The following is a 21,957-nucleotide window of genomic DNA, read 5'->3' as shown; positions in this document are numbered from 1 at the left end:
TCCGGTTGTCGGCATCACCCGCGTGAATGCCCCCCGCGCCGGCGCCTCAACCATTGCGGCCCGTGTCGTAGTAAAGGTCGGGAGGAAGGGCGCTCCCCTTGCCGACGAGGCGCGCCCCGCCGAGGCGGGACATCACCGTGTAGAGCTTCTCGGCGTCGGCGCGCTCCTCCGCCACGGATCGGCGCGGGATGCCCGCCAGGAAATCCCGCTTCAGCGCCTCGAAGGTGGCGTCGTCCTCGGCGGCCATGAGGGGGCGCACTATCTGCCACGTGGCGGGATCCTGCGCGAGCATGTCCTTGGCCGCCCGCGAAGCCCGCACGAAGCCGGCTACGGCGGCCGGCTTCTCCTTCACGACCGTATCCTGGAACAGGTAGCCGATCAGCGCCACGTCGCCGGCGACGCCCAACGCGTGCATGATGTCCTCCGCGCCGACGAGGCGGCGGTATTTCTTGGCCTCCAGCCGCGCGCAATAGGTCCAGTAGGTCAGCGCCGCGTCGAGGGCGCCCTGCTCCAGCTTCAGGGTAATCAGCGGCGGCGCGCCGTAGGCGATCTCGGCGGCGCGCTCAAGGTCGATCCCGGCCGCATCCTTGGCCTGCGCCTTGAGCAGCAGCCAGTTCTTGTCGAGGGGGCCGCCGGCGACACCGAGACGCTTGCCGTCCAAGTCCTTGAGGGTCTTCACAGGACTGTCGGCCGGCACCATCACGGCGCCCTCAGACGTCGAGTACGGGATGAACCGCACCGCCTGCCCGTCATTGCCGAGGCGGGCCGCCCAGAGCAGGTCCCCGATGATGGTGTCGACTTGCCCGCCGATGAAGCTGATCCGCGCCGCGTCGTTACCCGCGAGCTTGACGGCGTCGAGCGTGAAGCCGTTGGCCACGTCGAGACCCCGGGCCTTGATCACCGCCGCTTCCCAGGTGGACGTGCCGAAGGGCAGGCTCCCAAGGCGGATCGTCGGTCCGTCGGCGCGCGCCGCTCGAAGCCCGAGGCCGCCGAGCACGCTTCCGGCGAGCATCGCGCGCCGTGACAGCATCACGCCTTCTCCCATCGTCTTGCGCAGTCCTCGGTGGCGCGAGACTGGGGTAAGGACCCGGCCCATTGCCATTGGAAACAGGTCATAGGGCTCGCACCGGCCTCCGTCCATCGTGCGGAACACGCTTGCGCGCAACCTGCCACAGCGGCACCTTCGATCCAGGCACGTTTACGGGAGGGACCGGACCATGAGTGAGCGACGTGAAGAGGCCTTGGACCACGCCACCGTCGAGGCGCGGCTGAAGGCCGAGCTGCCCGCGTGGCGGCTGGAGGAGGGTTGGATCCGCCGGACCTACAAGACCGCGGGCTGGAAGAGCACGCTCATGGTGATCAATACCGTCGGCCACCTCGCTGAGGCCGCGTGGCACCATCCCGACATCACCGCCTCCTATGCCTGGGTCGAGGTCCGGCTGATGAACCACGCCGCGAAGGGCATCACCGACAAGGACTTCGCCCTCGCCCGCAAGATCGAGGAGGTGGTGGCCTGGCAGCCCGGCCAGGAGGGACAGGGTCTGGAGGGGACGCCCACCGATCCGCGATTCGCCTACATCAAGTACGACAAGTAGCGCCGAGGGAGCCGTCACCGCGGCTCCTTCACCCGACGGCATTCGGTCTTGAGGTAGGCGCTCCTGCCGATCTCGTCGCGCCGCTCGGTCCGCGCGATGATCTCCTGCCAACCCGTGGCGCAGCCGAGCTCGTTGGCGACCCGGATCTTGCGGACCTCGAGGGCCTGATCGTCGGTGCAGGCCTCCTGGGCCAGGCCGTTGGCGCAGACCAGAACGACGGCGATGAAGGCATTCATGGGCGCTCGGATCCTCGTTCCAGCCCAGCCCTACGCGCCAGACCATCGCAAAGTTTCCGCCCACGCGACACTGCGCGCAGGGATACCCTCCACGGTCGACCCGTCCTGAGGGGGCGAAAGGACGGGTCGACCGCTTGTCGCGGCGCTGGAGGGCGCCGCGATCTCGTCCGCTTGACGATCGGTCAGGCGCTGTGCGTCGCTCCGCCGCCGCTCGCCGGCCGGATCCGGTAGCAGCCAACATAGAGGGCGGGCAGGAACAGCAGCGTCAGGACGGTCGCCGCCAGGATGCCGCCGATCATGGCGAAGGCCATCGGCCCCCAGAACACCTCCCGGGCGATCGGGATCAGGCCGAGACTCGCCGCCGCCGCGGTGAGCAGGATCGGGCGCATCCGGTGGTGCGTCGCCTCGAACACGGCATCCCAGGGCGCCAGCCCGTCGGCCCGGAATTCCTCGATCTGGCTCACGAGGATCACGGCGTTTCGGATGATGATGCCGATGAGCGCGAGGATGCCCAGGATGGCGACGAACCCCATGGGTTTCTCGAACAGCAGCAGCGCCGGCACCACGCCGATCAGTCCCAGCGGCGCCACGGCGAAGACCAGCAGCACCCGGCCGAAGCTCTGGAGCTGCATCATCAGCAGCAACGCCATGGCGAGCAGCATGACCGGCACGACGGCCGCGATCGGACCCTGACCCTTGGCGGATTCCTCGACCGCACCGCCGGTCTGCAGGGTGTAGCCCTCCGGCAGCGCCTTCGCGAAGGCGTCGATTCCGGGCTGCAGGGCGGTCACGATGGTGGCCGGCTGCGTCATATCGTGGATGGTCGCCCGTACCGTCACGGTGGGGAGCCGGTCGCGGCGCCAGACGATCGGCTGCTCCAGGTCGTAGCCGATCCGCGCGAAGGCGAGGAGCGGCACCACCGACCCGCTGGCGAGGCCAACCTGAAGCGATTGCAGCGTGTCGAGCGAGGATCGTTCGGCGGCGCCCGCTCGGCCGACGACGTTCACGAGGTAGATCGAATCCCGCACCTGGGTGATCGCCTGACCGCCCTCGATCCCGTTCAGGATGCCGGCCACGTCCTGGCTGGTGACGCCGAGCTGCCGGGCCTTGTCCTGAAGGATCTCGACCCGCAGCACCTTGCCGGGCTCGTTCCAGTCGAAGGTCGGCACGTCGAGCCGCTTGTCGCCGGCCACGACGTTGGCGAGGTCCAGGGCGAGACGGCGCACCGTCTCCATCCGGGGTCCGCTCAGCCGGTACTGGACGGGCCGGCCGACCGGGGGACCGAGGCTCAGCGGCTGCACCAGGACGTCGGTGCCGACGAAGTCCTGCCGCGCCACGTCCTGGAGGCGGGTCATCACCCGATCGCGGACCTCCAGAGACTTGGTGACGATCACGATCTGTCCGAAGAACGCGTTGGCGAGCTGCTGGTCGAGGGGCAGGTAGAAGCGTACCGCCCCCTGCCCGACATAGGACGACCAGCTCGACACATCGGGATCGTCCTTCAGCCGCGTTTCGAACCGATCCATCTGCGCGCGGGTCTCGGCGATGGTGGCGTTTTGCGGCAGGGTGAGGTCGACCAGCACCTCGGACCGGTCCGAGGACGGGAAGAATTGCTGCTGCACGTGGCCCATCCCGACGATCGCGGCGACCATCAGCGCGAGGCAGACCACCACCGTCGTCCAGTGCCAGCGCATGGCGATCCGCAGCGCCCCGACGAACAGGCGAGTGAAGATTCCCTCCTTCTCGGTGTGGTGCTTCATGGTCTTCGGGAGGAGCGTGACGCCGACGAGCGGTGCGAACAGGACCGCCACGACCCAGGAGACCAGCAGGGCGGCCGCGATCACCACGAACAGCGAATAGGTGTATTCGCCCGCGCCGGAGCCGTTGAACCCGATCGGCAGGAAGCCCGCAACGGTCACGAGCGTCCCCGTCAGCATGGGGAACGCCGTCGACGTGTAGGCGAAAGTCGCGGCCTTGCGGAGCGTGTCGCCCCGCTCCAGGCGGGCCACCATCATCTCGACAGTGATCATGGCATCGTCGACCAGCAGGCCCAGCGCGATGATCAGCGCGCCGAGGGAGATGCGCTGCAGCGTCACGTCCATGATCTGCATGACCACGAAGACGATCGCCAGCACGAGCGGGATCGACACGGAGACCACGAGGCCGGCCCGGACGCCGAGGCTGACGAAGCTCACCGCCAGGACGATGATCACGGCCTCGACCAGCGCCTCGGTGAAGCCGCCGATTGCGTGCTCGACCTGGCGGGGCTGGTCGGAGACGAGGTGGACGCCGACACCGACCGGGAGGGTCGCCTCGATGCGGCGCATGCGCTCCTTCAGCGCCTCGCCGAAATGGAGCAGGTTAGCGCCCGGCCGCATCGCGATGGCGAGGCCGATCGCGGGCTTGCCGTCCACCCGGAACAGCGGCGCGGGCGGATCCTCGTAGCCGCGGCTGATCTCGGCGATGTCGGCGAGGCGGAAGAAGCGGTCATTGACGCGCAGGTTGAAGTCCTGAAGGGAGGCCTCCGAGGCGAAGGACCCGCTGACCCGCAGCGAGACGCGCTCGGGACCGGCCTGGACCACGCCGGAGGCCGAGACGGCGTTCTGCGTCTGCAGAGCCTTGATCAGCGCCTGGAAGTCGATGCCGTAGCCCGCGAGCTTGCGGGTTGAGAAATCGAGATAGATCGTCTCGGCCTGCGTGCCGATCAGCTGGGTCTTGCCGATGTCGGGCACCCGCAGAACCTCGGTGCGGATGGTCTCGACGTAGTCGCGCAATTGCCGGTGCGTCAGGCCATCCGCCGTGAAGGCGTAGATGTTGCCGAAGACGTCGCCGAACTCGTCGTTGAAGAACGGCCCCTGCACGCCCTGCGGAAATTGGCCCTTGATGTCGCCGAGGCGCTTGCGGACCTGATAGAAGGCCGGCTGCACCTCGCCCTTCTTCAGCGTGTCGCGGAACTGCACGAACACGGTGGACGAGCCCGGCGTCGTGTAGCTCCGGACGTAGTCGAGGCCGTTGAGCTGCTGAAGCTCCTTCTCGACGCGGTCCGTGACCTGGTCGAGGGTGTCCTTGATGGTCGCGCCCGGCCACGTGGTCTGGACGACCATGGTCTTGATCGTGAAGGGCGGATCCTCCTCGCGGCCGAGGCGGGTATAGGCCATCACGCCCGCGATCAGCGAGACGAGCATCAGGAACCAGACGAACGAGCGGTGCTCGAGCGCCCAGTCGGAGAGGTTGAAATCCTTCACTGGGGAACCCCGTGCGGTCAGCTCAGACGGCGCCGTCGGTCAGGCGCACGGCTTGGCCTTCTGCGAGTGCGTGGACACCGGCGATCACGACCCTGTCGCCCGGCTGGAGCCCCGCGGTGACGGCGATCCGGCCCGCCTCCGCCGCGCGCCGGTGCTCCGCCAGCGTGACGTCGCGGCGCATCACCGTCTTGCCATCCCTGGCGACCACCCAGACCGAGGGGCGGCCACCCTCGTCGAGCAGAGCCGAGGCGGGCAGCAGAATGTGGGGCGGCACCGCCCGGGCCAGCGAGACGTTGATGGTCGAACCCAGGCGGAACGCCGCGTTCGGATCCTCGAGGGTAATCCGGATGCGCTTCGAGCGAGTCCCTGATTCCGCGAGGGGCGACACCTCCCGCACGCGCCCGCGCGCGGTCACGTCCGGCGCGCTCTGGAGGGCGATTGTGAAGACGCCTTCCGCCGGCATCGCGCCCACGTAGGCCTCCGGGATATCGACCACGGCCTCGCGAACGTCCGGTCGTGCCACGGTCACGACGCCCTGCCCTGCGCTCAGCACCTGCCCGACTTCGGCGAGGCGCTGCGTGACCACGCCGTCGAACTCGGCCTTCAGCGCGGTGTAGCCCAGCTGGTCGCGGGCTTTCTGCAGACTCGCCAGGGCCTGATCGACCCGCGCCCGGGCGGTCTCACGCTTGGCCACCGCCTGATCGAGGGTGGCTTGCGCGACGCTGTTGCCGGTCATCAACCGGCGGGTTCGCGCCTCCGCGGCCTCGGCGTTCTCGGCCTGGGCGCGGGCATCGGCGAGATCGGCCTCGGCGCGGGTCAGATCGAAGCGCGTGACGATGACGTCGAGGGCCGCGAGACGCTGGCCCTTCTTGACGATGTCGCCGACCGTCACGTCGCGCCCGACCATCCGGCCAGGAATCTGGAAGCCGAGCTGAGCTTGGTAGCGCGGCTCGATCGTTCCGGCGAACGGGCCGAAGGTGATCGTATCGATCGGCTCGGCGACCTGGGTGAGCACCGGTCGAACCGGGCCGGACGAGGGATCGCGCGCCTCATCGCCGCGCCCATCACAGCCGCACAGAAATCCCGCGCTAAGGCCGATGGCCAGGATGGACCGCACGATCATGGTCGCCCCCCCAAATCGGTGGCGCGGACGACCTGCCCGGGCCGCAGGAACTGGATGCCGGCGACCACGACACGCTCACCCGGCTCGACACCCGATCTCAGCGCGATGATGTCGGGGCCGAAGCGATCGATCTCGACTATGCGGACCGCGACGGTGTTCCGGGCCGGGTCGTAGATCCAGACAGCGGGATGGCCGTCGTAGCGGTACAGTGCGGACCAGGGCAGTTCCACGGCGTCGTGGGGTGCGAAGCGACCGCGCCCGACCACAACGGCGCCGAGACCCATGGCGGGCGGCGTCTTGGTGAGTCCGATCTTGACGCGGACCGTGCCGGTCGATGCGTCGACGGTCGGCGAGATCTCGCGGACAATCCCGGTCGTGGCGATCGTCGGGTCGGCCTGCAGGGTGATCACGACGGCGTCGCCGGACGGGGGCTTGGTAGTCAGTGATTCGTACACGTTGAAGACCGCGTCCCGCGGACCGTCCTGGGCGACGGCCAGGACGGTCTGGCCCGATTGCACCACCTGACCGACCTCGAAGCTGCGGCTCGTGACGATCCCCGCGACCCCCGCACGCAATTCCGTGTAGGAGAACTGCTCCTGCGCGGTCCCGAGGGCGGCCTTGGCGGACTCGACCGAAGCCTGCGTGGTGCGCAGTTCCTGCTCCGCGTTGTCGTAGGTGGAGCGCGTCGTGAAGCCGCCGGCCAGAAGCTGCTTCTGCCGCTCGAAGGACATCTTGGCCTGGGTCTGAAGGGCTTCTGCCGACGTGAGTGCAGCCTTGGCGTTGTCGAGATTGGCCTGCTGGGTCAGGGGCTCCAGGCTGGCGAGGACCTGATCGGCCTCGACGTGGTCGCCGATTTCCACCCGACGCTCGGCCACCTTTCCGCTCGTCCGAAACGACACGTTGACCTGTGCCTGAGCCTGGATGTCACCCGTCAGCACCACGTCGAGCGCCACGGGCGTACGCCGGGCCTCCACGACCCGGACGCGCACCACGGTTGGGTCGACGGTTGCCGTCTCACCCTGCGCGCACCCAATACCGCCGAAGGCGGTTATCGCAAGAATATACGCGACAGGACGTAGATTGGCTTTGCGGATCATGCGGTCGACCATCCCGGCCGGGCTCGTGCAGATTGCGTGGCGTCGTCCTAGCCGATCCACTACATACCGTCCAGTCGGTTTTTAACGCAGGTGAGTGATGGAAGCGAAGCGCAGGCGGCTCGTCGAGCGTCCGGAGATCATCCTCGAAGCGGCAGCCGCAGTCCTCTTGAAGGCCGGCGCGCGCGGGCTGACCATCGATGCGGTCGCGGCGGAAGCCGGCCTGAGCAAGGGCGGGGTGCTGCATCACTACGCGTCGAAGGAGGCCCTCATCCTGGCCCTGGTCACGCGGAAGCTGACGCAGCTACGCGCGGAACTGGCCGCCTGCGAGGCCGAGATTCCACCCGGACCGTCGCAACTTCCCCGGGCGCTGGTGGCCCATGTCCGTGGGCATTACTGCGACGACGACGAGTCCTCGCACGCGCTGCTGCTGGCCTCGATGGAATCTCCGGAGGCGCAAAAGGATTACAAGGCTTTCGTGGCCGAGCAGCTGGGGCGCCTCGAAGCCGTCGCGGGTGCCAGTCCCGGAGAGGGCTCGGTGCTCTTCTTCGCGATCCTGGGCCTGTTCATGGGCCGTGCGCTCGGCTTCCATCAGCTCCGCGACGCGGACGTCGCGCCGATGCTCGACGCCTTGGAGCGGATCGCGCAGCGGTCAGACCGCTGAGATCCGCCGTCAGGCCTGGAACGCCAGCACCGCGCGGGTCCCCGGGCGCCCGGGGACGTAGGAAAGCGCCGAGCGCAGGTTGGTCGCCATGGCCCGCACGATCCGCGATCCGAGCCCCGTTCCGCGGACGGGTCCCTCCCCGGTCCACCCGATGCCGTCGTCCTCGACGGCGAGCAGGATCGTGTCGGCGGCATCCCGCGCCACCTCGACGCGGATCTCGCCCGACGTGCCCAGCGGATAGGCGTACTTGTACGCGTTGGTCACCAATTCGGTGACGACCACACCCACCGACACCGCCTTGTCGGTGGACAGCCGAACCGGTGCGGCCCGCAGACGGATCGGGTGATCCCGGCCGCTCGCCCGCATCGCGGCCTGCAGCTCTTCCACGAGGCTACCGAGATAGGCGTCCAACTCCACGCTCTCGACGTCGTCCGAGGTGTAGAGCCGACGGTGGATGCCGGCGATCGCCGAGATCCGCGCCTGCATCTCGTCGAGCGCCGCCTTGGCGGCCGGATCGGTCACCGCGTTGCGCTGCATATGCGCCAGCGCCGCCACCAGGGCGAGCGAGTTGGCGACCCGGTGGTTGACCTCGCGCAGCAGCAGCTCGGCCCGGTCGCGGGCCTCCCGCATCTCGGCCTCCGCCCGCTCCTTGTCCCGCCGCAGGGTCTCCTGCCGCAGCGCCGTGGCGACCGCCTCGCCCAGAAGCTCGCGAAACTGGCCCTGGACATCCTTCCAGACGTAGTCGACCGCTCCGGCCTTCAGCGCGGCGACGGCGACGCGACTGTCTTCAGATCCGGTCACGTAGATGACGGGCGGCGCCTGCGGCAAGGCGCGGATCTCGGGCAGGAGGTCGAGCCCGGTCTGGCCGGGCATGTGATGATCGAGCGCCACCGCGTCGATCCCGCCCGCGGCCAAGCGTGCCAGACCGTCGGCGCCGCTCTCGCAGAGCTCGACCGCGTAGCCCCGCGCCTCGAGCGAGCGCTTGACCAGGCGGCCGAGGCCGGGATCGTCGTCGATGTACAGGATGCGCGCCGCGGCGGTCGGGGCATCCGCGTCGGGGCGCTCGCGGCTCATGGGTTCTGGGGGACCTGCATGACCGAGAAGAACAGCCCGAGCTGCCGGATCGCGTTGGCGAAGCCCTCGTAGTTGACCGGCTTCGTGATGTAGACGTTCGCTCCGAGATCGTAGCACCGCTGGATCTCGCGGCTGTCGTCCGTCGTCGTAAGCACCACCACGGGGGAGCGCCGAGTGTGCGGGTTCGCCTTGACCGTCTCGAGGATATCGAGACCGGTCATGTCGGGCAGGTTGAGGTCTAGAAGGATGAGCAGGTGGCGCTTGGCGCTCGCCTCTCCGGACCCGTCCGCCCCCAGCAGGTATGCGAGCGCCGAGGTGCCGTCCCGGAATGGCACGATCTCGTTGTTGACGCCGGCCCGTCGGATGTTGCGCTCGATGAGCCGGGCGTGGCCCTCGTCATCTTCGATCATCACGATACTGACGGGATGCACGGGGCGCTCCATGCTCATTCGGCGGCCATGGGCGTCGGCTCCACGGCCTCCAGGTCCGCATTAGCCGCCCGGGACGGCAAGGTCACGTCGAACGTGGTTCCCTTCCCCAGCGTCGAGCTGACGTCGATCCGTCCGCCGAGGGAGCGCACGAGTGCCTTGACGTGGGCGAGGCCGATGCCTTCGCCGGGGCGATCCTGAGCGCCCGAGCGCCGGAACAGCTCGAAGACCCGGGCGTGATCCCGCTCCGCGATCCCGCGGCCATTGTCGGTGACGGAAAAGCAGATGCCGCGGGGGCCGGTCGAGCGGGCCGTGACGGCGATCCGTCCCGGGCGAGACGGGTCGAGGTACTTGATCGCGTTGTCCAGCAGGTTGCCGAAGATCTGCTCGACCGCGAGGCGATCGGCGACGATGCCCGGCAGAGTTGCCGGGATGATCACGTGGGCACCGGCGGCTTCGGCCTGGTGCCGGAGCGCGTCCGCAACGGCCTGGAGCACGGCCGCCATGTCGAGGTGTTCCGGCGTGAACTGCCGACGGCCCTCGCGGGACAGCTTCAGGATGGCGGCGATCAGCGCCTCCATTCGGTTCACGGCAGCCTTGATGAAACCCAGCGCCTCCGCGAAATCCGCGTCGAGCCGCGCAGCATCCGGGTGGTCACCCAGTGCCGCACCGATCTCGAGCCGCGCGGAGTCCAACTCGCTCGTGAACCCCATCACGTTGACCAGGGGCGCGCGCAGATCGTGGCTGACGATGTAGGCGTAGCGCTGGATCTCCTCGTTTGATTCCCTCAGCTCCGCTTCGGCCTCGCGCTGCTCTGTGATGTCGGTATGGACCCCGACCCACTCCCGGATGGCGCCGCGTCGGTCGAGGACCGGGACCGCACGGATCGCGTAGTGCCGCCACGTCCCGTCGCGCGATCGGACCCGATGCTCGTGAACGTAGGTTCGCCGGGCGCTGACGGTGGCGTTCCAGGTCTCGACCGACGACTTCACGTCGTCGGGATGGACCGCGTCGGCCCAGCCGAACCCCTCGTACTGCGCGCGCGTCTGCCCGGTGATGGCGCTCCAGCCGGGCTGCTCGCCCACCATCCGGCCCTCGGCATCGTTGGTCCAGAGGACTCCGCGCAGGGCCTGCACGGCCGCACGGAAGCGCGCCTCGCTCGCCTGCAGATCCTGCTGGACCCGCTGCTGATCGAGGGAGGAGGCGAGCATTGCGAGGAACAGGATGAGGAAGGTCGTGCCGGCGACGTAGACGGCGAGGCTCTCCTGACCCGCCTTCGCCATCCCGGCATGCGCGGCGGCGTCGGACGCCGTAACGGTCGCCGCGGCCATTCCGGTATAGTGCATCCCGGCCACCGCGATGCCCATGATGCAGGCAGCCACCAGTTTCTGCGCGACGCCGTGCTGGCGGAAGGCGAGCCACAGGGCGGCGGTCGCGGCTGTCACGGCGATCACGATCGAGACGGCGACGATGGAAGGGCTGTAGGAAAGGTGTCCCGGTATCCGGAGCGCCGCCATGCCGGTGTAGTGCATCCCGGCGACACCGAGGCCCATCAGCGGGCCAGCGACCAGCACGCCGTCGGGACTGCCGCCCGTCCGGGCTACCCAGGCGAAACCCGCTCCGGTCGCAGCCACCGCGATGACGAGGGAGAGGAGCGTGACGCCGAGATCGTAATCCGCCGGCAGACCCATCTCGAAGGCGAGCATGCCGACGAAGTGCATCGACCAGATGCCGCCCCCCATGGCCACGGCGGCACCGGCCACCCACGGCCAACGCGGACCCGCGACGGGCCCGCGGACCCGGGCCCCGAGGTCCAGCGCGGTGTACGAGGCGAAGACCGCGAGGCCGATCGACAGGGCGACGAGCGCCGGATTGAAGCCGGTATGGACCATTCTGAAGGCATCGACGCGCGATCTGCGTGGATCCGCATGTAGCCGGTGTTATTCGCGACCGCCATCCGGGTTGAACCGCCCCTGGGCGTCGCCGATGCGGTCAACAAGACCGCCACGTTGCAGCCGGTCCCATGACCGGTCCGTATTCACCCCGCGCACCAGCGTCGGAAAGGCATTCGCCTCGGTCAACGGCGCCGAAGCCAGCGCCGCGCAATGACCTTCCAGCATTGCGCCAGGTGTTCAGCTCGATCTTCCCCTGGGGGAACGACAACGATGAAGTTCTAGCGAGCCGTATCTGGATTATGAACCGGTATAGGAAAAGCTGATGGTTTCATCGCTCTCCTGCCGTGACGCTGCGATGGACGCTGGATGACCGCGCAGAAATCTCGATCCGGCAACGGCGCGAAATAAAAATTCCGGTTCGTCGCAGCGGCATGGCCTCTCCTGCGGTTCTCGCGCGTTGTAGGCTTCGTCGCTCCTCATCGACCATGCAGCTTCATGAACGAACACCCCGCGACGCCGTCCCCGGACCAGCTGCGTACGACCCTCGCACGGGCTCTGTACGATTCCGATCAGAGCGTCGCGGAATATCCCCCCTGGGACGACGAATCCCTCGACGGAGCGAGGTCCGACCTTCGGGAGCGCTTCCTTCACCGCGCCGACGTCGTCTTGGCGGGCCCCCTCGCGGCGTTCCTGGTCGACGCGGCGGCGCGGTCGGCCGACGACGAGGAATTACGGGTGTTGCGTCGCCAGCGGATGGCACCCGACCGGGAACGCGAGCTTCTCGAGGCCAACAACCGGATGCTCGCGCGGGCCGAGGCGGCGGAGGCCGCGCGTGACGCAGCCGATGCCGCGCATCATGCAGCCGAGGCTGCCTGCGCTGCCGCAGAAGAGGCGCTCGCCACGATGCGGCGTGAGCGGGATGTCGCGCGCGAAGCGGAGGCGTTCTGGCAGCACTTCGCTTTCGACGCGGATGATCTGGCGACGCGCCGGTTGGTCGAGCATGCGGATGCCCGAGCCTCCGCCGAGCGCGAGGCGATCCAGGAGCGAGCCCGCCGGGAGCGGGCCGAAAGCGCGCTTCGCCTGTTCGCCGACCGGGCCGACGTGATGCCCAAGGAAGGTTGGGCCTCGGATCTTGCCAAAGCCAACCGCGATATTCCGCTCTGGTGGTTCCACGCGGCCCGGGTCGCGCTGGAACCTCCGGATACGTCCGGCAAGGCTTAGGCGGCGTCGCGGTCCCGGACCGGATTCATCGGCTTCAGCGATCCCGCGGCTTCGCGACGGGCCGGCGCGCCGGCCTGAATGGCCTCGTCCCACGCGCAGGGTGCGGGCTTGTCGCGCGCATTGTGGCCGGCGGCTCACCCGCCCCGTCGACGCGGAACTCCCGAGACGCTTCCGCGCGCGGCTCCGGACGATGGACTTCACGACCCCCTCCCCGAAAGAAGAGGACCGCGGAGTTTCGCCCCCCTCAGGCCGCCGCCGGTTGCTTGGCCGATGCGGGCGGATCACGGAACAGGGCCGTGCAGCCGGAGCCGCGGTGCATGCTCAGGATCGAGGCGCGGTCGATCTCCGGATGGGTTTTGAGGACGTTCTGCACGCAGGCCAGCACGCGCTCGTACTGCGCGGCGTCGAAATTCGGCTCCAGCGGGCTGACGGCAATGTACGTTTCGACCACGAGCACGCGCTCTGCGCGATCATGGTCCACATCGACGGCGATCCAGGACGATTTGATAAGGCTGGTGCTGGCGAGCATGGGCGTTCCTCGTTCAGCGTTGCATCGTTTCGCCACCCCTGCGGGTCGGCAATTTTGACGAAATCATGGACCGCGTACGGACGAAAGCCAAGGGCTGCGGCACATAGCAGAGGTCCGAGACATGCGGACTTGTTGAGGTAGCTGGATTGTCAGCCTACGGTTGCGCGTTGAGCGGGCGTGGGCCGCACACAATAGGCACTCGCTTCCGAATGATGGCATGTGGTATACAAATCGCCGGACTCGTCACGCCGGGTCCAAACGACGGTGTCGCGACACGACGAGACCGCGCTTTGACAGGGAGTGCAGACATGATCCCTCGAAGGATGGGCCGCGCATACCGTCGCGGCGCGCGTTGCCGGTCGCAGCCTCCCGAGGGCATCCTGGAACCAGTCTGAGCGGCCTGATCCGTTCCCCCGCAATCCCGAACCGCTTCCAACTCCGAGACCGATCATGACCAAGGCCCTCGAAGGCGTCCGCATCCTGGACTTCACCCACGTCCAATCGGGTCCGACCTGCACCCAGCTGCTGGCTTGGTTCGGCGCGGACGTGATCAAGGTCGAGCGGCCGGGCGTCGGCGACGCGACGCGACAGCAGCTCCAGGATCTTCCTGAAGTGGACAGTCTCTATTTCACGATGCTGAACCACAACAAGCGTTCGATCACGCTCGATTCGAAGAACGCGAAGGGCAAGGAGGTGCTCTGGCGCCTCATCAAGGAATGCGACGTTCTGGTCGAGAACTTCGCGCCGGGGGCGCTGGCCCGCATGGGTCTGACCTGGGAGAAGATCCACGAAGCGAACCCGCGGATGATTTTGGCCTCCGTGAAGGGCTTCGGCCCCGGTCGCTATGAAGACTGCAAGGTCTACGAGAACGTCGCCCAGTGCGCCGGCGGATCCGCCTCGACGACCGGCTTCCGGGACGGCATCCCGATGGTGACGGGAGCGCAGATCGGCGATTCCGGCACCGGCCTGCACCTCGCCCTCGGCATCGTCACCGCCCTCTACCACCGCACCCAGTCGGGCCTCGGTCAGAAGGTCGACTGCGCCATGCAGGACGGCGTGCTCAACCTGTGCCGCGTGAAGCTGCGCGACCAGCAGCGCCTGGAGCACGGCCCGCTAAAGGAATACAGCCAGTTCGGCGAGGGCATCCCGTTCGGCGAGGCCACCCCCCGTGCCGGCAACGATTCCGGCGGCGGTCAGCCGGGACGCATCCTGCGGTGCAAGGGCTGGGAGCAGGATCCCAACGCCTACATCTACGTGATCACGCAGGCGGCGGTGTGGGACCCGATCTGCGACATCATCGGCGAGCCCGACTGGAAGACCGATCCCAACTACGCGACCCCGAAGGCCCGCCTGCCGCACCTCAACGAGATCTTCACGCGGATCGAAGCGTGGACGATGAAGGTCTCCAAGTTCGAGGCGATGGATACCTTGAACAAGCACGACATCCCGTGCGGCCCGATCCTGTCGATGAAGGAAATCGCCGAGGACGAGGCCCTGAGGAAGACCGGCACCATCGTGGAAGTCGATCATCCGACGCGCGGCAAGTACCTGACCGTAGGTAATCCCATCAAGCTTTCGGCGAGCCCGAGCGAGGTCAAGCGGTCGCCGCTTCTGGGCGAGCACACCGACGAGATCCTGCGTGACGTGCTCGGATACTCGGAGACGGAAGTCGGCGAAATCGCCGAGTCCGGGGCCATCGGCGCGGTGCAGAAGATCGCCGCGGAGTGACGCTGTCCTGCGGGGGCGGCGCGAGGTCACCGGACCTTCGCCGCTCGCGCGTTCATCGCCGGCCGCCAAGCTGCAACGGTCGACGCTCCGGCATACGTCGACCTTCCTCGATCCCGCCTTTCAGATCGCTGCCCGCGCCACGCGGGAGTGACGCCCAGGAGATCGCATGCGCATCGCCTTCATCGGACAGCAGGATTTCGGAAAGGCCGTCCTCGAGGCGTTCCTCAAGCGGGGCGACGAGGTGGCCGGGGTGTTCTGCGCTCCGGAGAAGCCCGGCGCCAAGCCGGATGTCCTGAGGTTGGCCGCCGAGGAGAAGGGCCTGAAGGTCTTCCAGTTTCCGAGCCTCAAGAGCGCGGAGGCGGAGGCGGCGATGGGCGGATTGAGCGCCGATATCGGCATCATGGCCTACGTGCTGCAATTCGCACCGCAGAGCTTCGTGAACATCCCGAAGCACGGCACCATCCAATACCATCCGAGCCTGCTGCCGCGTTTCCGCGGGCCGTCCTCGATCAACTGGCCGATCGCCAGGGGCGAGCTGCAGACGGGGCTCACGATCTTCCGGCCCACCGACGGCCTCGACGAGGGGCCGGTGATCCTGCAGAAATCCTGCCCGATCGGGGCCCATGCGACCCTCGGCGACATCTACTTCGAGAACCTGTTCCCGATGGGCGTCGAGGCGATGCTGGAGGCGGCCGACCTCGTCGTCGCCGGCCAGCACGTCGAGATCGATCAGGAGGAGGACGCCGCCACCTACGAAGGCTGGTTCCGCGCCGCGGAGGCCGAGATCCGTTGGTCGTCCCACGCCGAGCAGATCTACAACCTGATCCGGGCCGCCAATCCCGCTCCCGGTGCCTGGACGACCGTGGATGGCAAGAAGCTGCAGATCTTCGATTCCAGACTGCAGCCGGTGCGCCGCCTCTCCGAGGTGAAGGGCAAGCCCGGCGAGGTGATCGCCGTCGACGACGACGGATTCAGCGTGTGTGCCCAGGGCGGCCAGATCCGGGTGAGCAAGGTGAAGGCCGAGGGCGGCAAAAAAGTTTCGGCAGCCGATTACGCCCGCGAGGTTGGGCTCTCCGTCGGTCAGGTTCTCGGCCGTTAAATCGCCGCCGGGTCAGCCCGTGATCGGCGCGCCTGCATGCGCCGATCGTGCAGGCTCGGACCCTTTTCGTGCGCTCCACGGCAGCCTTGCCCGAAGGTCCGAGAGCTTCAGGCGTGCCGCAGGGGGGGTCCCTCGATCCCCGACGTGCAGGGGCGCCCCAGTGAAGAGACGAACGCGCGCGACCGCGGATCCCGCGTGCCTCACGGTTTCGACGCGTTGAGCCCGTAACCGCGGAATCGTTCGACGATCTGACCGATCTCATGGTCGGACAGGATCATCGGCGCGCCCACCTGAAGCGCCACGGCGTATTGCTGGCACAGCGTTTCCAGCTCGAACGCGAGCCAGAGTGCCTTCTCCAGGCTCTCCCCGGCCGCAATCATTCCATGATTGGCCAGGAGGCAGACGTTTCTTCCGGCGAGCGCGGCCAGGGCCAGCTCGGAGAGCTCCGCCGTGCCATAGGCCGCATAGGGCGCGCACCGCACGTTCGGACCGCCGAAAGCCGCGATCATGTAGTGCACCGCCGGGATCTCCCGCCCGCACATGGCGAAGGCGGTGCTGTGGATCGGGTGCGCGTGGACGACGGCGGCGAGTTCTGGTCGGGACGCCAGGATGTCCCGGTGGAAGCGCCATTCGGAAGACGGCCTCTGGTCCGGCGGGTGCGTGCCGTCGAATTTGAGCGGGACCACGTCGTCCGGACCCATCCGGGCGGTGGGAAGACCGGAGGGCGTGATCAGGAGGCGATCACGGAAGCGCAGCGAGACGTTGCCCGAGGTACCCCGGTTCAAGCCCTGCGCGTCCATCGCCCGCGCCGCCGCCACGACGCTCTCCCGTGCGCTGCGCTCGTCCGTTTCCATGCCCGATCTCCGGTGCGTCGGAGTCCCGGTTATGCAGGAAGCCCGGCGCCGTAAAGACGGCGCCGGGCTCTTTGGCGGATCGCGGTGGAGGTTCGAAGGCCGGACTACTGCGCCAGGGCCGGCGCGAGGCTCACATCGGGCTTCTTGGTGTAGGCCGCTCGCATCGGTTTGAGGACGAAGAGGGCGAGCAGGGCCGCGAAGATGTTGAGGGCCGCAGCCGCCAGGAACACCGCGTGCCAACTCCCCGTCATGGTCGTCAGGACGCTGGTGTAGGGCACGATGAGCGCCGCCGTGCCCTTGGCGGTATAGAGGAGGCCGGCATTCGTGGCGGCGTATTTAGATCCGAAGGTGTCGCCGCACGTTGCCGGGAACAGGGAGTAGATCTCGCCCCAGGCGAAGAACACGAGGCCGGTCAGCAGGACGAAGGCGATCGGGTTGTCGCCGAACTGGCTCAGCGCATAGATGCCCACGCCCTCGATCGCGAAGGAGATGAACATCGTATTCTCGCGACCGATATGGTCGGAGACCCAGCCGAAGAAGGGCCGCGTGACGCCGTTGAGCACCCGGTCGAGGGTCGCCGCGAAGGTCAGCGCCGGCAGGGTGATGCCCAGCAGCGAGACCGGCACGTCGGCGATCTTGAAGTCCTTCGCGATCGGGCCGAGCTGCGCAGTCGCCATCAGGCCGCCGGCGGCCATCATGACGAACATGGCGTACATCACCCAGAAGATCGGGGTGCGCACCATCTCGGCGGGCTTGTAATCGCGCTTCGACTGGCTGACGCGCGCGACTTCCGGGACCTGTCCCTTGATCGGAGAGCGCAGGAACAGGGCGATCAGCATGACGATCACGCCCTGCCCGATGCCGAAGTAGAAGAACGCCGCCTCGTAGCCCTGCGACTTGATCATCGCCTGGATCGGCACGACGGTCAGGGCCGAGCCGGCGCCGAAGCCCATGGCGGTGATGCCGGCGGCGAGCCCGCGGCGATCCGGGAACCACTTCAGCGAGTTGCCGACGCAGGTGCCGTACACCGCGCCCGCGCCCGTCCCGCCGATCGCCGCGGCGATGTAGAGGACGGTGAGCGTTTCGGCGTAGGAATTGATCACCCAGGCGATGCCGCACAGCAGGCCGCCGAACAGGGTGACAATGCGCGGACCGTACTTATCGACGAACCAGCCCTCGATCGGCACCAGCCAAGTCTCGGTGACGACAAAGAGCGTGAAGGCCACCTGGATGGCGGCTCGGTCCCAGCCGTGACGCTCCTGCATCGGGTTGACGAAGAACGTCCAGCCGTACTGCATGTTGGCGATCATGCACATGCAGATCACGCCGAAGGCGAGTTGCAGCCATCGGCCGCTTCCCACCGGTTTGTGGATCTCGGACATAACCATCCCTCCTTGGCAGTGTTCTTGTTGCCGTTCCTGATGACGGCTTCCTATGCCCTGCCGAGGCGTGCTGTGGCAGAACAATCCGAAAGCCGTTCGTATAAAAATTCTTGGCTCGCGACCAAATAATCTCTGAACTACTCCGGCACGCGCCACGCTCAATATCAACGAATACCGGGTGGTCGACGGTATGCCAGCAGGATGGTGCTGATCCCGCTGCCGCGTGTCAATCGAACCTGCAGAAAAATACCGGAATGTCGGGCTGGATTAAACCCTCTCGCCGGACGTGGCCGAATTTCGCCGCGCGGTGGACCGCGCTTCGGCGGCTCGCGCCGGGATCAGGTGCGGTCTCCTTCACAGGTCTGTGGGGCCGGGCTGCAATTGACTAGGATCTGGTCAAGGTTTGCGGTAGTTCGCTTTAGAGCGCACGACAGAGAATGCGTGCGGGAAATCATACGCGTGGGGCGACTGGAAGAGGGATGTCGAACTCTGAACCGTTGAGCGTGAAGCCGATCGTCGCCAGTTCCAGTCTCCGGACGTTGGCCTACGAGGCGCTCAAGACGGCCATCACCAACATGGATATCTACGGGCGTCCGGATGAGGTGCGGCTCGACGAGCGGAAGCTGTCGCAGGATCTCGGCGTGAGCCGTACACCCGTGCGGGAGGCGTTGACCGTTCTTGAGCAGGAGGGCTTCGTGCGTTCCGAGGCGCGGCGCGGCGTCTTCGTCATCAAGAAGAATAAGCGCGAGATCGTCAGCATGATCCACGCCTGGACGGCGCTGGAGAGCATGGCGGCCCGCCTCGCTTGCAGCCGCGCCACGGACTCGCAGCTGCGGTCGCTGCGCGAATCGTTCCCGGAATTCTACGAAGGCCAGCCCTCCGAGCACATCGACGAATACTCCGACGCGAATATCCGCTTCCACCAGCGGATCATCGCGCTCGGTCACTGCGACGCGATCGCGGATCTGACCAGCAACCTGTTGATGCATGTTCGCGGCATCCGGAGCACGGCACTCCGTCAGGGCGACCGGGCCGAACGATCGATCCGGGAACATGTGGCGATCATCGCCGCGCTGGAGGCGCGCGATGCCGACCTCGCCGAGCGCCTCGTCCGCGAGCACGGTCTTGGCCTTGCCCACCACGTCGACACGTATGGGGATTACCTGGACTGATTCGAGCGCCGGCGCGCGGTCGTTGACCGCGTGCCCAACGGCTCCTGCCCCCGATTGCGGCCGCGGCCTCTCACAACCGTGTGGGATGCGGAGGCACAGATGGAGCGACCGGCGGCCTTCGGTGCTTGGGTGACCTTTCGTAGGCCCAGCCGAACAGGATTCACGACAGCCGGTTTTCACGGCTGGGCTTCGGCTCCGGAAACCCAGTTAACGGGATGCAGGCAGTTGCGGGGCAATCCGCATGTGGCTGTCGCTGCCTCTAAGGCATGCGTACAGAAGCAACGCTGTCGAGTCCCCAGGGGCTGTTGAACGGTGCCCCACGGCTCGCCGTCCACGCAGCGACGACGGTCGAGGTCGCGCCCCCCACAGCCTCGCAAGACGGCGGACAAATACGCCGAGGAACCCTGGTGATGACGCCGCGTCGTTCGCGTCGCACCATCGCATCGTGGACGCTGGAGCAGTTTCAAGCGCCTCAACCCAACCGTGCAGCGCATGTTGGGACCCGGCTTGAGACAATCAGCGCGGCGCGCATGCACGGTTCGCATGCGCGGTATTCGTTATCTGGCATACCAGTTTGCAGAGCGGCATGGCATTTGTCGCATCGCAACATCAAGAGGCGACGCGCCTCAGACGGAGTGCCCCGATGATCGCCAGCTTCCTCGTCATCTTCGCTGCGTTCGCCGCCTGCCAGGCGCTGCTGACTGTGAAGTACGCCGACTTCCTGAGCCCGGCTTCCGACACGGGCTCGACCTCCGTCGCAGCCGCCCGCGACGTCGGAACGGCGAAGCTGGCCTGACACTCGACTGCGGAACCGAGTGGATCTCCCGAGGAATGCGTAGGGTTAACGCTTTCCTTAAGAAATCAGGCTAATGTCGGTGCATCGTTGACCATGCGGGCCAGGGAGCGACCGCGTTGGCTCTCGGCGTTGCATCACAGTCGTCGGACGGCCCCTTCGTTCTGCTGATCTCCGATCGGCCCTCGGAGCGCACGGCGCTCCAACGGGCCATCGCCCTGGTCATGGATTGCAGGGCCATGGCGGCGGACAAACCCGTTCCGAAGGAACGGCCGCACCTCGTCATCCTCGATTTGCCACCGACCCAGGCTGCGAGGCTGGATCTGGCTCTGAGCCATCGCGGGCTCCCCCTTCCCCGGCTGGTGCTCGTCCGGGGGGAACCCGCGCCGGCCGCGCCCCATCTCCGTCAGCTTCCGGCTGCGGCACCCCGTCAGGTCGTGCTGGCGAACGTGTTCGCGATGATCGAGGAGGCGACCCGCTCCGGTGAGCTGCGCAAGCGTCGGCTCGTCGAGCGCGTAACGGGCGCCACCGCGATCGTCTCGGAACTGTTCGACAGTGCAGCCCTGGGTGCCGGGCTCCAGCAGGCCGACGTCGAGCGGGGAACCGAGCTCGTGCTCGCGTCCGTCTCGGAGGTCGGCATCATGACGTGGCTCACGGAAGTCTGGCGCCACGATATCGGTGTCTATCAGCACACCCTGGGCGTCGCCGGCCACGCCGCCACCTTCGGCGCGCAGATCGGTTTGAGCCGCGCCGACCTGCGGCTGCTCGTTCGCGCAGCCCTCCTGCACGACATCGGCAAATCGCGGATCCCGGTCGAGATCCTCAACAAGCCGGGTCCGCTCACGCCGGAAGAGTTCCGCCTGATGCAGCGTCACCCCGAGATCGGCGCCGAGCTGCTGCGGGTCCAGGGCGATTTCGAGGAGACGGTGATCGACGTGGTGCGGCACCATCACGAGCGCCTCGACGGCAAGGGCTACCCGGATCGGTTGGCCGGCCCGGCGATCCGGGATCTGGTGCGCATCGTCTCGATCTGCGACGTCTTCTCGGCGCTCACCGAACGTCGGACATATCGGCAGCCGGCCAGCGCTGCCGAGGCGCTGGCAATCATGCTCGACAATTCCGGGCACCTGGATCCCGACCTTCTGCGCGTCTTCGCGCCCGTAATGCTCGGCGGCGAGGCGCTGGCGGCCTGACCGCGCGCCGGCGTTGCACCGCCGTCACGCCGCTTCGGGAACGGATGGAGCGGCGCGACGCCGCCGCGTTTCCGCCGCAACCGGCCGCGACGGAGGCCGACCATTCCTGACAGCGCGCAAACCGAACCGTGCAGAAGCATTCCCTCGCTCTCGCCCTCACGATGACACTCGCCCTCACGGGATGTGGCGGCCTCTCCGTCGGACCGGAAACGTCCGTCGAGAACGCCACCCACACGGCGGTGCTCGATGAAGTGGCGGCTGCGGCAGCAATCTCGGCCTACCGTGTCCAGCATGGCCTGAGTCCGGTGATCGTCGATTCCACCCTGGTGAAGGCGGCCGCCTTTCAGGCCGGCAACAATGCCCGCCACGGGCAGCTCAGTCACGAGATTGGCGGCAGCTTCACGTCACGCATGAATTCGATCGGCTTGGCCAAGTCGTATGCGGCCGAGAACCTGAGTGCGGGCTCCGAGACGCTCGAGCAGGTCCTGGCCCGGTGGAGAGCCAGCCCCGAGCATAACAAGAACATGCTGCTCCCCCAGATTCGCCGGATCGGCATCGCCCGCGTGGACGCGCCGGGAACGCGCTACAAGCGATTCTGGGCCCTGGTGATGGCCGGCACCTGAGACTTCGGC

Annotated in this window: 21 protein-coding genes; 9 read left to right on the top strand and 12 right to left on the bottom strand. The window is 67.5% G+C overall.

What is annotated here, in order from left to right; genetic code table 11:
* Nucleotides 1–46: 46 nt before the first annotated feature.
* Nucleotides 47–1,030: an ABC transporter substrate-binding protein gene (locus MKK82_RS22550; RefSeq protein ID WP_238285584.1), complete on the bottom strand. Its 984-nt coding sequence runs from the start codon at nucleotides 1,028–1,030 to the stop codon at nucleotides 47–49.
* Nucleotides 1,031–1,217: 187 nt separating this feature from the next.
* Between MKK82_RS22550 and MKK82_RS22545 the strand changes: the two genes are divergently transcribed.
* Nucleotides 1,218–1,595: a 4a-hydroxytetrahydrobiopterin dehydratase gene (locus tag MKK82_RS22545; RefSeq protein WP_238285585.1), complete on the top strand. Its 378-nt coding sequence runs from the start codon at nucleotides 1,218–1,220 to the stop codon at nucleotides 1,593–1,595.
* Between the two features lie 14 nt (nucleotides 1,596–1,609).
* Here the strand turns inward: MKK82_RS22545 and MKK82_RS22540 are convergent, their stop codons facing one another.
* The 4 genes from MKK82_RS22540 to MKK82_RS22525 form a co-directional block, all read right to left on the bottom strand.
* Nucleotides 1,610–1,831, bottom strand: a complete 222-nt coding sequence (locus tag MKK82_RS22540) for a hypothetical protein (protein WP_238285586.1) — start codon at nucleotides 1,829–1,831, stop codon at nucleotides 1,610–1,612.
* Nucleotides 1,832–2,013: 182 nt separating this feature from the next.
* Nucleotides 2,014–5,076, bottom strand: coding sequence for an efflux RND transporter permease subunit (locus tag MKK82_RS22535; RefSeq protein WP_243986898.1), 3,063 nt, complete (start codon nucleotides 5,074–5,076; stop codon nucleotides 2,014–2,016).
* A gap of 22 nt (nucleotides 5,077–5,098) precedes the next feature.
* Nucleotides 5,099–6,199, bottom strand: coding sequence for an efflux RND transporter periplasmic adaptor subunit (locus MKK82_RS22530; protein ID WP_238285588.1), 1,101 nt, complete (start codon nucleotides 6,197–6,199; stop codon nucleotides 5,099–5,101).
* Nucleotides 6,196–7,296: an efflux RND transporter periplasmic adaptor subunit gene (locus MKK82_RS22525; protein ID WP_238285589.1), complete on the bottom strand. Its 1,101-nt coding sequence runs from the start codon at nucleotides 7,294–7,296 to the stop codon at nucleotides 6,196–6,198. The genes MKK82_RS22530 and MKK82_RS22525 overlap by 4 nt, the downstream gene beginning before the upstream one ends.
* A 97-nt stretch (nucleotides 7,297–7,393) precedes the next feature.
* Here MKK82_RS22525 and MKK82_RS22520 point away from each other — a divergent pair, with 97 nt between their 5' ends.
* A complete protein-coding gene (locus MKK82_RS22520; protein WP_238285590.1) occupies nucleotides 7,394–7,957 on the top strand; it encodes a TetR/AcrR family transcriptional regulator in 564 nt (187 codons plus the stop codon).
* Between the two features lie 9 nt (nucleotides 7,958–7,966).
* On the opposite strand, the gene MKK82_RS22515 is transcribed toward MKK82_RS22520, so the two are convergent.
* The 4 genes from MKK82_RS22515 to MKK82_RS22500 are packed head-to-tail and all read right to left on the bottom strand — an operon-like array spanning nucleotide 7,967 to nucleotide 11,579.
* Complete coding sequence (locus MKK82_RS22515) at nucleotides 7,967–9,031, bottom strand: response regulator (protein WP_238285591.1); 1,065 nt, start codon at nucleotides 9,029–9,031, stop codon at nucleotides 7,967–7,969.
* Nucleotides 9,028–9,474, bottom strand: coding sequence for a response regulator (locus tag MKK82_RS22510; protein WP_238285592.1), 447 nt, complete (start codon nucleotides 9,472–9,474; stop codon nucleotides 9,028–9,030). Before MKK82_RS22510 ends, MKK82_RS22515 begins: the two co-directional genes overlap by 4 nt.
* Before the next feature lie 2 nt (nucleotides 9,475–9,476).
* On the bottom strand, nucleotides 9,477–11,351 hold the full coding sequence (locus tag MKK82_RS22505; protein ID WP_243986896.1) for an MHYT domain-containing protein: 1,875 nt from the start codon (nucleotides 11,349–11,351) through the stop codon (nucleotides 9,477–9,479).
* A 48-nt stretch (nucleotides 11,352–11,399) separates the two neighbouring features.
* Nucleotides 11,400–11,579, bottom strand: coding sequence for a hypothetical protein (locus MKK82_RS22500; RefSeq protein WP_238285595.1), 180 nt, complete (start codon nucleotides 11,577–11,579; stop codon nucleotides 11,400–11,402).
* Between the two features lie 270 nt (nucleotides 11,580–11,849).
* Between MKK82_RS22500 and MKK82_RS22495 the strand changes: the two genes are divergently transcribed.
* Nucleotides 11,850–12,575 carry a hypothetical protein gene (locus MKK82_RS22495; RefSeq protein ID WP_243986894.1) on the top strand — a complete coding sequence of 242 codons (726 nt, stop codon included), beginning with the start codon at nucleotides 11,850–11,852 and terminating at the stop codon, nucleotides 12,573–12,575.
* Between the two features lie 244 nt (nucleotides 12,576–12,819).
* Here the strand turns inward: MKK82_RS22495 and MKK82_RS22490 are convergent, their stop codons facing one another.
* Nucleotides 12,820–13,104, bottom strand: coding sequence for a hypothetical protein (locus MKK82_RS22490; protein WP_238285597.1), 285 nt, complete (start codon nucleotides 13,102–13,104; stop codon nucleotides 12,820–12,822).
* Nucleotides 13,105–13,554: 450 nt separating this feature from the next.
* Between MKK82_RS22490 and frc the strand changes: the two genes are divergently transcribed.
* Together frc and MKK82_RS22480 are read left to right on the top strand one after the other, a co-directional pair.
* A complete protein-coding gene (gene frc, locus MKK82_RS22485; RefSeq protein ID WP_238285598.1) occupies nucleotides 13,555–14,832 on the top strand; it encodes a formyl-CoA transferase in 1,278 nt (425 codons plus the stop codon).
* Between the two features lie 166 nt (nucleotides 14,833–14,998).
* Nucleotides 14,999–15,931, top strand: coding sequence for a methionyl-tRNA formyltransferase (locus MKK82_RS22480; protein WP_238285599.1), 933 nt, complete (start codon nucleotides 14,999–15,001; stop codon nucleotides 15,929–15,931).
* A gap of 200 nt (nucleotides 15,932–16,131) precedes the next feature.
* Here the strand turns inward: MKK82_RS22480 and MKK82_RS22475 are convergent, their stop codons facing one another.
* Complete coding sequence (locus MKK82_RS22475; RefSeq protein WP_243986893.1) at nucleotides 16,132–16,785, bottom strand: class II aldolase/adducin family protein; 654 nt, start codon at nucleotides 16,783–16,785, stop codon at nucleotides 16,132–16,134.
* A 104-nt stretch (nucleotides 16,786–16,889) separates the two neighbouring features.
* Nucleotides 16,890–18,167, bottom strand: coding sequence for an oxalate/formate MFS antiporter (gene oxlT / locus MKK82_RS22470; RefSeq protein WP_238285601.1), 1,278 nt, complete (start codon nucleotides 18,165–18,167; stop codon nucleotides 16,890–16,892).
* 479 nt (nucleotides 18,168–18,646) lie between these two features.
* On the opposite strand from oxlT, the gene MKK82_RS22465 reads away from it, so the two are divergent.
* From MKK82_RS22465 to MKK82_RS22450, 4 genes are all read left to right on the top strand, one after another.
* On the top strand, nucleotides 18,647–19,339 hold the full coding sequence (locus MKK82_RS22465; RefSeq protein ID WP_238285603.1) for a GntR family transcriptional regulator: 693 nt from the start codon (nucleotides 18,647–18,649) through the stop codon (nucleotides 19,337–19,339).
* Between the two features lie 643 nt (nucleotides 19,340–19,982).
* A complete protein-coding gene (locus tag MKK82_RS22460) occupies nucleotides 19,983–20,135 on the top strand; it encodes a hypothetical protein (protein ID WP_238285605.1) in 153 nt (50 codons plus the stop codon).
* Between the two features lie 116 nt (nucleotides 20,136–20,251).
* The gene (locus MKK82_RS22455) at nucleotides 20,252–21,325 is read left to right on the top strand and encodes an HD-GYP domain-containing protein (RefSeq protein WP_238285606.1); all 1,074 of its coding nucleotides are present in this window, start codon (nucleotides 20,252–20,254) and stop codon (nucleotides 21,323–21,325) included.
* 161 nt (nucleotides 21,326–21,486) lie between these two features.
* Nucleotides 21,487–21,948, top strand: a complete 462-nt coding sequence (locus tag MKK82_RS22450) for a CAP domain-containing protein (protein WP_279603223.1) — start codon at nucleotides 21,487–21,489, stop codon at nucleotides 21,946–21,948.
* Nucleotides 21,949–21,957: the final 9 nt, after the last annotated feature.

This window comes from Methylobacterium sp. E-046 (assembly GCF_022829625.1).
Lineage (GTDB): Bacteria > Pseudomonadota > Alphaproteobacteria > Rhizobiales > Beijerinckiaceae > Methylobacterium > Methylobacterium longum.
Note: the sequence above shows the minus strand (reverse complement) of the source record. Positions and strands in the feature narration are given on the sequence as shown.

Excerpts from the sequence above, each read along its gene's own strand:
- MKK82_RS22550 (WP_238285584.1), bottom strand. The coding sequence starts at position 1,030 with ATGCTGTCACGGCGCGCGATGCTCGCCGGAAGCGTGCTCGGCGGCCTC.
- MKK82_RS22545 (WP_238285585.1), top strand. The coding sequence starts at position 1,218 with ATGAGTGAGCGACGTGAAGAGGCCTTGGACCACGCCACCGTCGAGGCG.
- MKK82_RS22540 (WP_238285586.1), bottom strand. The coding sequence starts at position 1,831 with ATGAATGCCTTCATCGCCGTCGTTCTGGTCTGCGCCAACGGCCTGGCC.
- MKK82_RS22530 (WP_238285588.1), bottom strand. The coding sequence starts at position 6,199 with ATGATCGTGCGGTCCATCCTGGCCATCGGCCTTAGCGCGGGATTTCTG.
- MKK82_RS22525 (WP_238285589.1), bottom strand. The coding sequence starts at position 7,296 with ATGATCCGCAAAGCCAATCTACGTCCTGTCGCGTATATTCTTGCGATA.
- MKK82_RS22520 (WP_238285590.1), top strand. The coding sequence starts at position 7,394 with ATGGAAGCGAAGCGCAGGCGGCTCGTCGAGCGTCCGGAGATCATCCTC.
- MKK82_RS22515 (WP_238285591.1), bottom strand. The coding sequence starts at position 9,031 with ATGAGCCGCGAGCGCCCCGACGCGGATGCCCCGACCGCCGCGGCGCGC.
- MKK82_RS22510 (WP_238285592.1), bottom strand. The coding sequence starts at position 9,474 with ATGGAGCGCCCCGTGCATCCCGTCAGTATCGTGATGATCGAAGATGAC.
- MKK82_RS22505 (WP_243986896.1), bottom strand. The coding sequence starts at position 11,351 with ATGGTCCATACCGGCTTCAATCCGGCGCTCGTCGCCCTGTCGATCGGC.
- MKK82_RS22500 (WP_238285595.1), bottom strand. The coding sequence starts at position 11,579 with ATGCTGGAAGGTCATTGCGCGGCGCTGGCTTCGGCGCCGTTGACCGAG.
- MKK82_RS22495 (WP_243986894.1), top strand. The coding sequence starts at position 11,850 with ATGAACGAACACCCCGCGACGCCGTCCCCGGACCAGCTGCGTACGACC.
- MKK82_RS22490 (WP_238285597.1), bottom strand. The coding sequence starts at position 13,104 with ATGCTCGCCAGCACCAGCCTTATCAAATCGTCCTGGATCGCCGTCGAT.
- frc (WP_238285598.1), top strand. The coding sequence starts at position 13,555 with ATGACCAAGGCCCTCGAAGGCGTCCGCATCCTGGACTTCACCCACGTC.
- MKK82_RS22480 (WP_238285599.1), top strand. The coding sequence starts at position 14,999 with ATGCGCATCGCCTTCATCGGACAGCAGGATTTCGGAAAGGCCGTCCTC.
- MKK82_RS22475 (WP_243986893.1), bottom strand. The coding sequence starts at position 16,785 with ATGGAAACGGACGAGCGCAGCGCACGGGAGAGCGTCGTGGCGGCGGCG.
- oxlT (WP_238285601.1), bottom strand. The coding sequence starts at position 18,167 with ATGTCCGAGATCCACAAACCGGTGGGAAGCGGCCGATGGCTGCAACTC.
- MKK82_RS22465 (WP_238285603.1), top strand. The coding sequence starts at position 18,647 with ATGTCGAACTCTGAACCGTTGAGCGTGAAGCCGATCGTCGCCAGTTCC.
- MKK82_RS22460 (WP_238285605.1), top strand. The coding sequence starts at position 19,983 with ATGATCGCCAGCTTCCTCGTCATCTTCGCTGCGTTCGCCGCCTGCCAG.
- MKK82_RS22450 (WP_279603223.1), top strand. The coding sequence starts at position 21,487 with ATGACACTCGCCCTCACGGGATGTGGCGGCCTCTCCGTCGGACCGGAA.